The sequence below is a fragment of the Vagococcus fluvialis genome (assembly GCF_048815235.1).
In the GTDB taxonomy this organism is placed as follows: Bacteria; Bacillota; Bacilli; order Lactobacillales; family Vagococcaceae; genus Vagococcus.
Window position 1 is genome coordinate 83,607 of sequence record NZ_JBMEAO010000004.1, and the last position, 14,312, is coordinate 97,918.

The 14,312-nt window shown below is 32.5% G+C and carries 13 protein-coding genes; 6 read left to right on the forward strand and 7 right to left on the reverse strand.

Going from position 1 to position 14,312, the window contains the following annotated elements; genetic code table 11:
* The first annotated feature begins 55 nt into the window (after positions 1–55).
* Complete coding sequence (gene truA, locus ACODH8_RS03935) at positions 56–793, forward strand: tRNA pseudouridine(38-40) synthase TruA (RefSeq protein WP_332466560.1); 738 nt, start codon at positions 56–58, stop codon at positions 791–793.
* Positions 794–841: 48 nt separating this feature from the next.
* Here truA and ACODH8_RS03940 read toward each other — a convergent pair whose 3' ends face one another.
* Both ACODH8_RS03940 and ACODH8_RS03945 read right to left on the reverse strand, forming a co-directional pair.
* A complete protein-coding gene (locus ACODH8_RS03940) occupies positions 842–2,623 on the reverse strand; it encodes an ABC transporter ATP-binding protein (RefSeq protein WP_420517535.1) in 1,782 nt (593 codons plus the stop codon).
* 8 nt (positions 2,624–2,631) lie between these two features.
* Positions 2,632–4,362, reverse strand: coding sequence for an ABC transporter ATP-binding protein (locus ACODH8_RS03945; RefSeq protein ID WP_420517536.1), 1,731 nt, complete (start codon positions 4,360–4,362; stop codon positions 2,632–2,634).
* A gap of 118 nt (positions 4,363–4,480) precedes the next feature.
* Between ACODH8_RS03945 and ACODH8_RS03950 the strand changes: the two genes are divergently transcribed.
* Positions 4,481–5,311, forward strand: a complete 831-nt coding sequence (locus ACODH8_RS03950; RefSeq protein WP_420517538.1) for an AraC family transcriptional regulator — start codon at positions 4,481–4,483, stop codon at positions 5,309–5,311.
* 77 nt (positions 5,312–5,388) lie between these two features.
* The gene (locus tag ACODH8_RS03955; RefSeq protein ID WP_420517539.1) at positions 5,389–6,075 is read left to right on the forward strand and encodes a metal-dependent hydrolase; all 687 of its coding nucleotides are present in this window, start codon (positions 5,389–5,391) and stop codon (positions 6,073–6,075) included.
* Between the two features lie 74 nt (positions 6,076–6,149).
* On the opposite strand, the gene ACODH8_RS03960 is transcribed toward ACODH8_RS03955, so the two are convergent.
* Positions 6,150–6,875 (reverse strand): hypothetical protein, encoded by a 726-nt coding sequence (locus ACODH8_RS03960; RefSeq protein WP_420517541.1) that lies wholly within the window; start codon positions 6,873–6,875, stop codon positions 6,150–6,152.
* 443 nt (positions 6,876–7,318) lie between these two features.
* Between ACODH8_RS03960 and ACODH8_RS03965 the strand changes: the two genes are divergently transcribed.
* From ACODH8_RS03965 to ACODH8_RS03975, 3 genes are all read left to right on the forward strand, one after another.
* Positions 7,319–9,208: a beta-glucoside-specific PTS transporter subunit IIABC gene (locus ACODH8_RS03965; RefSeq protein ID WP_420517542.1), complete on the forward strand. Its 1,890-nt coding sequence runs from the start codon at positions 7,319–7,321 to the stop codon at positions 9,206–9,208.
* A gap of 35 nt (positions 9,209–9,243) precedes the next feature.
* On the forward strand, positions 9,244–10,020 hold the full coding sequence (locus tag ACODH8_RS03970) for a sulfite exporter TauE/SafE family protein (protein WP_332466553.1): 777 nt from the start codon (positions 9,244–9,246) through the stop codon (positions 10,018–10,020).
* Between the two features lie 92 nt (positions 10,021–10,112).
* Complete coding sequence (locus tag ACODH8_RS03975; RefSeq protein ID WP_420517544.1) at positions 10,113–10,814, forward strand: HAD family hydrolase; 702 nt, start codon at positions 10,113–10,115, stop codon at positions 10,812–10,814.
* A gap of 63 nt (positions 10,815–10,877) precedes the next feature.
* Here the strand turns inward: ACODH8_RS03975 and ACODH8_RS03980 are convergent, their stop codons facing one another.
* From ACODH8_RS03980 to ACODH8_RS03995, 4 genes are read right to left on the reverse strand one after another with little or no spacing between them, the layout of a single operon-like run.
* A complete protein-coding gene (locus tag ACODH8_RS03980) occupies positions 10,878–11,708 on the reverse strand; it encodes an ABC transporter substrate-binding protein (protein WP_420517546.1) in 831 nt (276 codons plus the stop codon).
* Positions 11,709–11,726: 18 nt separating this feature from the next.
* Entirely contained in the window at positions 11,727–12,662 is a 936-nt protein-coding gene (locus ACODH8_RS03985) for a prenyltransferase (protein ID WP_420517547.1), read from the reverse strand.
* Positions 12,662–13,486 carry a carbohydrate ABC transporter permease gene (locus tag ACODH8_RS03990; protein ID WP_420517548.1) on the reverse strand — a complete coding sequence of 275 codons (825 nt, stop codon included), beginning with the start codon at positions 13,484–13,486 and terminating at the stop codon, positions 12,662–12,664. Before ACODH8_RS03990 ends, ACODH8_RS03985 begins: the two co-directional genes overlap by 1 nt.
* Positions 13,483–14,268: a sugar ABC transporter permease gene (locus ACODH8_RS03995; RefSeq protein WP_332466548.1), complete on the reverse strand. Its 786-nt coding sequence runs from the start codon at positions 14,266–14,268 to the stop codon at positions 13,483–13,485. The genes ACODH8_RS03990 and ACODH8_RS03995 overlap by 4 nt, the downstream gene beginning before the upstream one ends.
* Positions 14,269–14,312 lie beyond the last annotated feature (44 nt).

Below are 14,312 nucleotides of genomic sequence, written 5' to 3' on the forward strand. Positions count from 1 at the left end.
ATAGAAGTAAATGTTGTTACAATGAAACTAAGACAAATAAAAAGGACGGTAAGAAATGAGAAATATAAAATTAACTGTAGAATATGATGGGAAACGTTATTTAGGTTGGCAAAGATTAGGTGACTCAGAAAAAACAGTTCAAGGAAAAATCGAAAAAGTTATTGAAATAATGGTTGAAGAAAAAATAGAAATCATTGGTTCAGGAAGAACGGATGCAGGAGCTCATGCTAGAGGCCAAGTAGCAAACTTTAAAACTGAAAGCACAATGAGTTTAGATGATATGTTAGAGTATTTAAATCGTTACTTACCAAATGATATTGTTGTAAATGATATTGAAGAAGTTCCAGAGAGATTCCATTCAAGATATAATGCCAAAGAAAAAACATATAGCTATAATGTTTGGAATAGTACGATTCCTTCTGTATTTAACGGTATGCATAGTTTCCACTACTTTGATGAGTTAGATATGGCATTAATGGAAGAAGCAGCAGAAAAATTAGTAGGAACACATGATTTCCTAGCTTTTTCAGCTCTTAAGAAAAGTAAAAAATCGACAGAAAGAACTATTAAGGAAATTTCAATTACTCAAGAAGGCAATTTAATTAAATTTAGTTTTGTTGGAGATGGTTTCCTTTATAACATGGTAAGAATTTTAATGGGAACATTACTTCAAATTGGTTCAGGAGAACGTCCAATGGAGTCAATTGATGAAGCTTTAACAAGTCGTAAGCGAGAAGATGCTGGTCCAACAGCTCCATCTCACGGATTATTTTTAGAAGAAGTGGTTTACTAGAAACGAAAAAAGCTCTCAAATGATTTAATCATTTGAGAGCTTTTTTTATTAATCATTTGCAGCAAATTGTGCGTAATAAAGTTGTGAATAATGTCCGCCTGTTTTTAGAAGCTCATCATGAGTTCCTGATTCTTGGACTTTTCCTTTATCAATAACAAAAATTTCATCACTGTTTTTAATAGTTGATAAACGGTGAGCGATAATAAAGGATGTTCTATTTTTAAGTAATTCATTTAATCCTTTTTGAAGAAGTTCTTCAGTTTCAGTATCAATATTAGCTGTTGCTTCATCAAGTATTAAGATTTTTGGATCAGCCAGTAAGACACGGGCAAAAGATATTAATTGTCGTTGTCCAGCAGAAAGGGTACTTCCACGTTCTTCAACAACCGTATTGTAGCCGTTTGGCAGTTTACTAATAAAATCATGAGCTCGAACTACTTTACTAGCAGCAATTATTTCTTCTTCTGTTGCATCAAGTTTCCCGTAGCGAATATTTTCTAGGATAGTACCAGAGAATACAAATGTATCTTGTAACATCACACCAATTTGTTTTCTTAAAGAATTGAGAGTGACATCTTTAACATTGTAACCATCGACTTTAACACTACCGCTACTAACATCATAAAAACGGTTGATTAGATTAATAACAGTTGTTTTACCTGCACCAGTTGGTCCAACAAGAGCGATATTTTTTCCAGATTCTACATTAAAGTTTAAATCATTTAAAATATTTGGTCCGTTTTCTTCGTATTTAAATGACACATCTTCAAATGTAACTGTACCTTCAATTGATGGTAATTCAATAGCGTCTTTTGAATCTAAAATAGTCGGATCTTCATCTAAGGTTTCAAAAATTCTTTCTAAGTAAGCTGTAGCTGTCACTAATTGGTTATAAAAGTTTCCGATATTAATAATTGGGTTCCAGAAGTTACTCATGTATGCCATAAAGGCAATCAGTGTTCCGATACTTACCTGAATACCAATTTGTTTTGCTCCAATGTAGTAGAGGAAACAAATAGTGAAAATAGAGGTTAACTCTACAGCAGGCCATAAAAGACGCATAATCTTGACAGCCTTCATCCAAGAAGAACGATACTCACGTGATAATTCTTCAAAAGTTTCTTGTTTCTTATCTTCTTTGGTAAAAGATTGAGTAATTCTAACACCAGCAATACTTTCGTGAATGTAAGCAGTCAGGTTTGATTGTTTGTTACTAAGGGTTTGATAAGCAACTCGTTGGAATTTTTGAATGACAAGAGTCGCAATTACTAGTAACGGTAAAAAAATCAAACTATATAGAGCAAGCTTTACATCAATAGTGAACATTACAATTAATGTAATAACCATATTAATTAAATCAGATAAAAAGTTAATTAGTCCATTACTTAGTAAATCACTTAAAGTATTGATGTAGTTTACAACACGAATTAAGATTTTACCATGAGGTCTAGAATCATAATAAGAGAATGGGAGTTTCTGAATATGGATAAAAATATCAGAACGCATATCTTTTAATATTTTTTGCCCAAGCTCAGTTATTTTTAAGATTCGATATCTCATGCTCCAAGAAATAATTAATAGAGAAATGAGGTACACAACACCCATTTGTAAAATTTTTGTTTTGTCTTGATTTGGAATATAGACATCTAAAGTAATCTTCATGAAGTATGGTCCAAGCATAGCGACCATATTGGAGATAATAATAATGGCTAGTATAACAGTAACTGATTTTTTATATGGTTTGATATAAGTCCCTAAGCGTTTAAAATCACTTAGGCTAAAAGATTTAGTTAATTTTTCGTCTGTTCGAAACGTATTTTTCTTTGCCATGATTTCACCTACTTAAGTCCTAATTGTTTTTCGTAAATCGTTGCGTAGATACCAGATTCGTTTTCAAGTAATGATTCATGATTACCAGTCTCTACAATACGACCATTCTCTAATACAAGGATAATATCAGCATCTTTAACAGAGCTAATGCGGTGAGCAATAATAAAAGTCGTCGCATCATCAATTGCTTCTTTTAATCCTTTTTGAATCTTCGTTTCAGTTGTCATATCAACAGCAGAAGTAGTATCATCTAAAATTAAAATAGCTGGTTTGGTCATTAAGGAACGAGCTAAAGAGATACGTTGTTTTTGTCCGCCTGATAAACCAACGCCACGTTCACCAACTATTGTTTGATAACCATCTGGTAACTTTTCAATAAATTGATGGGCATCAGCAATTCGAGACATTCTTTCTAGGTGTGTTGGGTCTAATTGATCCACACCAAAAGATAAGTTTTCTTCAATCGAGTCTGAGAAAAGAAAAGCTTCTTGCATAACAAGTGAGATATTTTCTCTTAGCTTTCTTAATGACCACTCTTCAATTTTTTTACCACCAACATAAACTTGACCAGAAGTAGCTTCGTGGAATCGTCCAATAAGCTGAACTAATGTAGATTTACCAGAACCCGTTTGACCAAGAATCCCCACGACTTGTCCAGGTTTAACAGAGAAATTAATATCATCTAAAATCAATGTTTCAGGATCATCTGGGAACGAAAAGTTAACATGTTCAAAAGTAACTTCTCCAGTGAATGGTATTTGATCGTTTTCTTGTTTCGATTTAATCTGGATAGGCTCATCAAGTAAAGCACGAACTTTTACTGAACTAGCAAAGAAACGTTGCGTGTCACTAATAATCCAACCACTGTTTCTTAATGGATTGTTTAACATCCATAAATAGTTAGTAAAAGTAACTAAAGCACCAATTGTTAATGAAGAATTGATAACTAAAATACCTCCAACAACTAAACTAAGAACAGATAGACTAGCAGAGAAAAATTCTAACCAAGGTAAATTTTTAGCTAAAACATCAGCTGATTCCATGTTTTTTTCCATGTAATCATCATTAACTGTGTTGAATTTCTCAATTTCATAGTCTTCTCTAGCAAAAGCTTTTACCACTCGATTTCCACCAATGTTTTCTTCAACCATTGAATTTAATTGAGAGAATGATTCCCTAATAGCAAAAAACTTTGGAAAGACTTCTTTTGAAAGACGACGTTGGAATAAATAAATGAAAGGTGTAACGGCTAACATAAATAGTGTTAGAGTCACATCAATTTTAAACATAACAATAATAGCTAAAATAAACCAAAGAACGTTTTCTACAATAGTAGAAGCTAGCCAAGAAACAAAGTGACGAATCATGTCGATATCACCTGTCATATGAGCTAATAAATCTCCAACTCTAGTATGATTAAAAAAATCAAAGTCTAATTCATGGATTTTTTTATACATATCACCTCTTAAATCAAATAAAACATCTTGTCCTACTCGCTCAAACATATTTTGATACAAGTAGCGGGTAATGATTTTTAAAACGGTTACCCCAATTAGAATACTTAAGTAAAGGACTAAATTTTCTTCTCCTTTGCCATTAACAATATTATCTACAATTAGTCCAATAATAATCGGATTAACTATTTGAAGAAGTGAACTAATGATTAAAATAATACTTGCTAAGGCTTCTTTTTTCCAATAGGGTTTAATGTAGCGTGCAATCCACTTAATGTGGTCCATTTTTATCAACTCCTAAACTAAAATACTTGCCCTATCTTACCGAGTATTTAGGACTTAAAACATGGAATATCTTGCCCTTTTGATGTAATATATGATTATAGTTAAAGGGAGGAAGTTTATGTTAGAAATAGCGAAACCTTCATTCAAACCTGAAGTCTTATATGCAGCAGATGGTTACTTCCATGAAGGAGCTAAAGCGAACCCTCATTATCACGATTCAATCGAGATTAGCATTGTTTTGAAAGGGCCTACATACTATCATATCAATCACGAAAGTTACCTAGTTAACACAGGGGACGTGATTATTATTAACCCTTACGACCTTCATTATGAAGAGCAAAAAAAAGGTATCAGTCATCATATGCATTTAGGTTTGGATAATTTTCAATTATTAGGTTACGAAAAAAATCAGATACCAGTTATTCATCCTGTCATCAAGATGGGAGATTCAGAAATATTTCAACAGCTCATTAAACGTATATTGATTGAAAAAGAAGAGAGTAAGTTGTATCAAGAATCTGTAATGAGGTTATTATCAACAGATTTATTATTTTTACTTCTTAGAGAAATCGCAGAAAAAAAATTAGCCATTAGACCGATTAAACAAAAAGAAAAAAGTAAAACTGTATTAGCTAATTCCATTAAATACTATTTAGAGGCGCATCATTCTGAAGATATCAGCTTAGACAGTCTATCTAGTTCGATGTATATCAGTCCAACTTACATGTCTAAATTGTTTAAACAAGAAACAGGAGAGAGTCCGATAAATTATTTAATCAAAATACGAATGGAAAAAGCCAAGGAATTATTATTAAAAAAGGAACTAAGCATTAAAGAAATTGCCAATCTTGTTGGTTATCAAGATGCTTATCATTTTAGTAAATTATTTAAAAAATACACTGGTTCGTCACCTAGTGAATATATTAAGAAAGAAACAAATGCTCTTTAAAGAAGGTTATTTGTTTTTTTTTTTGAGAATTTTTGTATAAAAAGGTACAATTAATATAATAGAAGGAGGAATTAACAATGAAATTAGAATATCATGGTCATTCTTGTATCATAATTGAAACGACAGATGGAACCAGACTATTAATTGACCCATTTGTTACAGGTAATCCTTTAAGTGATTTAGATGTTGAAAAAATAAAAGTAGACTATATTTTAGTAACTCATGGTCATAATGACCACTTGGGTGATACAGTTGCTATTGCCAAAAGTAATGATGCGATTGTTGTTGCCTGTCCAGAAATAACAGGCTATGTTGAAAGACAGGGCGTAAAAAGAACTCATGGCATGAATATTGGAGGCAGTTTTACTTTTCCATTTGGTTTAGTTAAGATGGTACACGCTCAACATAGTTCAGCTTTTGATGTTGAAGATGGTTCAATCTACATGGGAAATCCAAGTGGTTTTGTCATTACGAGTGGAGAGAAGACTGTTTATCATGCAGGGGACACAGCATATTTTTCTGATATGAGTTTAATTAAAGAAGATTTTAAAGTGGATGTGGCATTTTTACCTATAGGCGATAATTTTACAATGGGCATAAAAGATGCAGTGAAGGCAACTAAAGCTATAGGAGCCAAAATAAATGTTCCTATTCACTACAATACATTTCCAGTTATTAAGCAAAATCCATTGGACTTTGTTAATTTACTACAAGAACAATCTGGTAAAGTAATGGCAGTTGGTGAAAGTTTAGATATATCGTAATGATAAAAAAATAAGGCATTAAATACAAAAAGAGTTTCCTAATTTTTGTGTTTGATGCCTTATTTTAGTTTTAGTTATCTAAGGAAGTATAGATTTAAGTCAGCGTCGTCATCCAGAGAAACACAAACTTGCATAGATGCTGCTGCTCCAGAATAAAGCACCATATCTAAAGCTTCTTGATTATTTGGATGATTATACACAATATCATAAACCTTATAAGAGACACCTTCAATAACGACAGTTGATCCAATTTGTAACCCAAAAATAGTTTGTCCAGGATAACTAGCTTTTTCTACGAGATAATGATTTGGAAAATTAGTCCACTGGTAAACCATATTGGTCCAAGGTGGTAAATAATCAAATCCACTAAAGTAGCCTAGCTCATAGTCATAGCCTAAATAGCTAACACCACTAAAATTTTCTTGATTAGATTGTTCCACTGGAATAGTGTCTTCAACGATGTTTTCATAAACTTCTTCAATAATTACGTCATCCTTATGGGTGGGTGTTTCAAGAGATAAATCGTGTGTATCTACTTCACTTGGAGGAGAAGCTGCAACATTTGCCACAGAAGAGTTCTCAGTTTTACTTGGTTGAGTCTTTTTTGATTCTGCTTGTTTCCTTTCGGATGTTTCTGTTGTTTCTACGAGTTCCTTGCTATTTGAAGTGATTGGTTTTACTTTAATGGTGATGTTATCTTGTTGGTTACCACTTTTCTTTTTCGAATAAGCGTGTGCCGTTTTGATTCCACCTACAGTAAGCATTAAAACAATCATGAATACCCATGTTCCTTTTTTCATAAATAATCTCCTTTTCTTGTTATTTAAGGAACGTTTTATGTAAGTAGTTTATACTAATTATTATCGACGGATTTAAAAAAAAATTAACCTGAAACGACAAAAAAATAAGTGGTTTTGATTAATAAAATGACTTAAATATTATAAATTAAACAAAATGTGTTTTTTTTATTTAAGAAGTGGCAAAATGTTATTATATATCGTTTGTACTAGAAAATCTCTCTTATAAAGAGTATAGAAGTGAATAGACGTTAAAAGATGTTTTGACATTACTAACAATTCATAATACTCTAGATTTAGATTCAATTATTTTTATGATAAATGGATTATTCATTTTTTATTGAACGTTAAAAAAATCCTGATAAAGTTAGCAAAACTAAAAGAATGTCTAGTAACCATTTTTTTCGTTTTGCTTTTCGTATTTTATATAGAGAGAGTGGTAGACAATGACATACCAACATTTAGCAAAAGAAATATTAGCAGCAATTGGTGGAAAAGATAACATTATAGAGTGTAAACATTGTATGACCCGTTTGAGAATAAATATAAACGATGAGGCAAAAATAGATAAAAAAGCAGTTGAAAAATTGGAAGGTGTTATTGCAGTTGTTCAAAGTGGAGGGCAGTTTCAAATAGTAATCGGCAATCATGTATCAGAAGTGTACCAAGAACTACTAAAACTGTTAGAACGCAATGAAAGTACAGAGACAATAAAAATTGAATCAAATGGAATATTTAATCGATTTATTGATATTATTTCTAGTATTTTTACACCTATATTAGGAGTCTTAGCTGCTACAGGGATGATTAAGGGATTAACGGCTACTTTTTTAGCATTTAATTGGCTGACCCTTGATTCAGGAACGTATAAAATACTTCAAGCAACTGGTGACAGTTTAATGTATTTTTTTCCAATATTTTTAGGGTATACAGCTTCTAAGAAATTTAAATTGCCACCTTTCTTAGGAATGATTATAGGTGCAGCCTTAGTTCACCCAGTTATGACAGGGATAGCGTCTTCTAGTGCTGAGCCACTATATGTATTGTTTAAAGGAACTTTAATTGAATCACCAGTTTATATTACTTTTTTAGGTATTCCAGTGATTACAATGGATTACGGGGCTAGTATTATTCCGATAGTCATTGCTATATATTTTGCTTCAAAGGTATATAAAAAAATTTATCACATCATCCCTTCGATAGTTAGATCATTTTTAGTTCCATTAGTTACTTTATTAATAGTCGTACCACTTACTTTTTTGGTAATTGGACCTGTAGCAACTTGGATGGGAGATTTACTTGGCTGGCTTACGTTAACTTTATATCAACTTAATCCAGTCATAGCAGGAATTATTATTGGAGGAACTTGGCAGTTATTAGTAATGTTGGGCCTACACTGGGGGATAATACCTATTTCAATTAATAATATCCTTACAATGGGATTTGATCCGATTTTGGCATTAGGAAGTGCGACCTCGTTTGCTACTGCTGGAGTTGTTTTAGGAGTTGTCATTAAAACAAAAAATAAGAATCTTAAAAGTTTAGGTATCTCTGCTTTTATATCTAGCTTGCTAGGTGTTTCTGAACCCTCAATTTATGGAATAACCTTACCTCGTAAAAAGCCCTTTTATGCGACTTTATTTGCTTCTGCTATTGCAGGCATGATTATTGGTTTGTTTGGTTCAAAGTTGTTTAACATGGGAGGGCTTGGCATATTCGGCATACCAAACTATATTAATCCAGAGTTAGGAGTGGAAAAAGCCTTTTATGGTTATTTAATGGCTATTTCAGTTGCTTTTATTGTAGGTTTGTTACTATCTCTTACTATAGCGTATTCTAATAGTATGGATCCTGTGATTGAAGAAAAAAATGACCTAAAACTAAAAGAAAAAAGTATATTAGCTCCCATTAAAGGAAAAGTGATTAAACTCTCGGAAATAGAGGACAATATTTTTTCGGGAGAGTTACTAGGAAAAGGTGTGGGGATTATTCCGTTAACCAATAAAGTCTATGCTTCAGCTAATGGTGTAGTAACGACTTTATTACCAACTAAGCATGGGATTGGGTTAACCTTTGATAATGGAATAGAGATGTTGATTCATATTGGAATTGACACTGTTAATTTAAATGGAAACTATTTCACTTCTTTTGTGGAGCAAGGGGACATTGTGAAACAAGGGGCGTTACTAATTGAATTTGATAGGGAAAGAATACTTGCTAGTGGCTATTCATTACAAACGCCAATTATCATAACAAACTCAGCAGAGTTCAAAAATGTTATCCCGACAACTAAAGACAAAGTTGATAGGGATACAGAGTTATTAAAAATAATGTGAGACAATGAGAATGATATGAAGATAGGGGAGTACAAATGGTTGGAATAGTTTATTTTATTGTCATAGTATTTGCTAACACCCTTGGAGCTATTTCAGGAATGGGAGGTGGCGTATTAATCAAGCCGATATTTGACTTGATTAATATCCATTCAGTGGCGGCTATCTCTTTTTATTCAAGTGTGGCAGTTTTAACGATGTCAATCGTTTCGACTAGTAAGCAACTACAAAACGGTGTTAAAGTTAATTGGCTTTTTGCTGTTCAAGTTTCTTTTGGAGCTATGTTAGGTGGTTTCTTAGGGAATAGCGTTTTTGAAAAAATATTAATAGCTTTCCCAAGTGGACGCGAAGTACAGTTAATTCAGATTGCTCTAACAGTAGCAACACTTTTGTTATCATTTATGTATAGTAAAGGAGTTTGGAACAATCATCATTACCAATCTAATCTGCTTGCAATAGGCACTGGTTTATTACTTGGTTTCTTAGCTAGTTTGTTAGGAATCGGTGGTGGCCCGATAAATGTTGCTTTACTTATGTTTTTATTTGATATGCCAATCAAGCAAGCAACAGTCTATTCCATAATCACTATTTTTTTCTCTCAACTAACAAAAGTGACAACAGTTTTATTAACAGCTAACATGGAACGTTACGATTTAACGATATTGTATTATGTGATACCAGCAGCTATTATGGGCGGTTTTTTAGGTTCGTATGTAAGTGGAAAAGTGTCAGACCAGAGAGTTAACCAAGTGTATCAATATGTAATTATTTTGGTTCTATTAATTAATTTATATAATGCTTGGCAAGTACTCTAAAGATAAACTGATTAAAACTAGCCTTACTGTTGAAAAAGGCTAGTTTTTTGTATGCTATAATAATGGATATAATGTAAGAAGAGGAGTTTACAATGAAATTAATTATTTTCGATATGGATGGCTTAATGTTTGATACAGGGAGATTAGCCTATAGAGTGTACAGTAAAACAGCTTTGGAATTTGATTTTGAATTGAATCCTAATGTGTATTACCAATTAACTGGTAGAAATGAAGCTGGTTTTAGAGCAGAATTAAAAGAATTATACGGTGAAGAACTACCTACGGATACTTGGCGAGAATTTATGATTGCTACTAAAAAAGAAATTTTAGCTGAAGAAAAAAGAGTTTATAAGAAAAAAGGATTATTAGAGTTACTAGCTTACTTAAAAGAAAATGACTATCTCATAGCTTTAGCATCTTCATCTAAAAGAGAGATTATTGATTTGTATTTAGAAATAGAAAATATGCCTGATGTTTTTGATGTCATTGTAGCAGGGGACGAAGTAAGTATAGGAAAACCAAATCCAGAGATATTTGTTACGGCATGTGAAAAATTACAGATTGATCCTAAAGAGGCGTTAGTTTTAGAGGATTCTTTAGCAGGGATTGAGGCTGCAAGCCGTGGTGGTATTCCCTCTATTTTAGTTGAGGATGATATTACAGATTTGGCTCCTTTAACTGGAAAATATGAATTAAAGAAACAATTACCAGTTAATAAAGAACGAGCTTATCAACCAACCTATCAATTAAATGATTTAGTTGAAGTTAGAGAATTTTTAGCTAGTCGTAAATAAAAAAACTAGCTATAGAGATGTAAGAAACACTTGGAGTTCTTAACATAGCTATAACTAGCACTTTTAAAATGTTTGAAATAGTCCTTCTTTAGGGGCTATTTTTTTATCGATTTCTTGATTGTTAAACATCCAATCTTGACATAAGGCAAAGTCAGATTCAGCATAGTTTTGCTGTGGTTCAAATGAAAAATCTTTAAAAATCAAAGCTTTTTCTTCTGGTAAATGACAATGTTTGACAAGTAACGCCACTTTTTCTTCAGCTGACTGTTGATTAAAGTAAGTTTGAGCCTCTTCAAGTGACCTGTGGAAACTTCTGATATCTTCAGGGTACTTATTCGCAAATTCAGCATCAAAACACCACATCACAAAGCAAGCATCGAGTTGATTGGAATGCCAAATAACTTCTTGTTCAGGTAGACTTAGAACAGTTGTTACAAAAGGTTCAATCGCTACTAAAGCTTGAATTTTTTTGTCCTCTAAAGATTGAATTCTCTCATAAGTATTATTAATGAAATCATAGGTCACTGGAGGTAGTTCTTCATGCAGATAAGTATCAACAAAGAATCTAAAGAGACCAGTACGACTAATTCCCACAGTTAATTCATTTAAAGCTTGCCAATTTTTTTGACCAACTAATTGAATGGTTCTTGTTAAAGTAGAAGTGATAACAGCGTTTTTACCTTCTTTTAAATAATAAAAGAAAAAAGTTGTATCACCCATTTGAGCATCTATCTCTCCATTTAAGAAGGCGTTTTTTCCTTGGAAAACAAACTGATCATCTAATTGTAACTCAACTGAACAGTGATTTTTTTGAAATATACCTAGTTCTTGTCCAAGAATTAAGGGAAGAGATAGAGGGTTGATTCTATTTTGTTGTAATCTAATAGTTGCCATAGTATCGTCCTTTCTGAGTTACATGGAAACAAAAAATAATATCGCCATTACTGTATGAAATGAGCGAATTAATAATAAGGGTCTAGGACCAAAATCTCGTCCCATTTCAGGATAAACTTCTTGAATTTTAAGATAATCCTTTAGCCATCTTAAGTAGCCATCAATAAAAAATAAGATGAATCCAATAAGTGTTTGCCACCAAGTTAAAACGGTAAAACCTAAATAAGTCCATGTGAATAATACTAAAATACTTTCGGGAATCAGAATCAAAATAGATCGTCTAAAACCAATCACATGGGGCCAGGTTTTTCTGACTCCTAAATCTTTATCGTAATCACCTGTGTTATTGGTACTCATTAAAAAGACAGTTAACATCATACAAATAAAAGCATAGGCAAACGCTGAAGTATTTAAAAAGCCAGCTTGTAGCCAAAAGGCAACGAGAGAACTAAGTCCCCCAACTAAAAGGCCAGAGACAAACTCGCCAATCGGAAGAACAATATAAGGAGCAGGACCTAGTGAATAAGTTATGGAAGCAAGTAACCCAATGACACCTAAAAGAAGTAGTCCCATGCTTTTAGTAAAAAAGACTAATGCTAGTCCACTTAAACCACCTAAACCTATCCATGCTAATAGAGTTAAAAGTGCATCTAAAAAGGTAGCATCTCCACGCACTAAGCCTTCACTTCCTAAATGGCCTGTAAAAGTATCTTCATTTTCTTCTTGTTTTAAATAAGCACGGATTTCATTTGCCACATTGGCGACAATATTGAAAGAAAAGCCACTCACAAAAAAGAGAATTAAATAAAGTAGATTTAACTTTCCTGTGAGATAGGCTGCAAATAAACTAGAACTTAAGATAGGAAGTCCAGTAGCAAACCCAGTTCGAATTTCCATAACGGTATAAGCACGAGCAGGAAATCCGATTCCCCATTTCCATAATTTTTGAATCATTATTCTTTTACGCTCCCTTGAGATAATCCTTTTTCAATATATTTTTGTAAAAACAAATAAATGATAAGCATTGGTAAAATACTTATTAATATAAAAGCACAAATTAACGGCCAGTTTATTTGATAAGGGCCAACAAACCTAAAAATAGCAGTTGAAATAGTAGGTAAGTCACTACTTGGCATATAGAGATATGGAATGTAGAAATCATTGTAGATACTTAACATTTTCAACAAACTAACTGTCGTGGTTGCTGGAATCAACATGGGGAAAATAACATGTCGATAAATCTGAAAGTAAGAAGCACCATCCATCATCGCCGCTTGATCTAACTCCAAAGGAATCTGCTCCATATTTTGTAAATAAAGATAAATCATGGTAACATCTGCCCCAACATAAAGTAAAATAGGTGCCCAAATGGTATTGTATACACCAAGCCCTGTCATAATATTAAATGTTCCAACTTGAGTAACTACCATAGGCACTGCAGAGACTAAAAAGTAAGCAAAAAGCAGACCTTTTTTTAATTTAAAATCGAAACGATGGTACACATAAGCAACCATTGAACCAATGAAAACACTTAGAAAAACACTTACTAATATTATAGTGAAGGTCACAAGAAAACTTTTGACTAAATTACTTTCTTTGATAGCTTCTGAATAATTATTTAGGTATAAAAAACTCTCAGGTAAGCGAAGACCTTGTGAGGATGAAAATTCATTAAGACTCATAAATGAACCTAAAAAAAGAATACTTAAAGGAAATAAAATAATAAAAGCCCAAATCAAAAGAGAGGTGTATTTAATAAAATGTCCTAAGTATTTCATGAATTCACCTCTCTTTTTTTCTTCAATATTTGAAGTAGTCCGCTTAATAAGACAATCAATAAAGTAATTAGAACAGAAAGACTAGAAGCCAAACCGTATTTTTTTTGCTCAAAAGCTAATTTCATGGTTTGAACAACTATCGTAGTGGTTCCGTTAGAGCCGTTTGTCAAAATAAAGGGAATATCAAAAACTGAAATCACCCCAATGATTAGCAGTAACGTATTAAGTTGAATGATTTTTTTAGTTTGTGGAATCGTCACTAAAAAAGTTTTTTGCCAAAGGGTAGCCCCTTCAAGAATACAAACTTCTTGATAGTGTTTAGGTACACTTTGAATAGCACTGTAATAAAGTAAAAAACTGATACCTAAGTTTCTCCATAAAGAAATACTGGCAAGTGTAATATTGACCTGATCGGGATCGCCTAACCAAAACGTTTGCCACTGTTGTAAGTGTAAACTAGTCAGTAGTTGATCAAAAGCCCCATCAGGACTAAAAAATAATCTGAAAATCATAGCTACCGCAATACTACTGATAAGAGATGGAAACAGAAAAAGACTTTTGAAAAAGTTTTTTCCGTATGTTTTTTCAGATAGAATAACAGCAAAATAATAAGCTAGAATCATTTGTAACATACCAGAAATAAGGTAATAGCTATTAACTTTTAAAGAGTTCCAGTAAACAGGACTTGAAAGAAGGGTGGCGTAATTATTAAACCCCACCCATTCAAAATCAGAGCCCATCCCATTCCATGAAGTAAAACTAATAATGATTAAGTTAATCATAGGAAGAATGCCAAAAATAAATAGCAAACTAACTGGGAAAATAA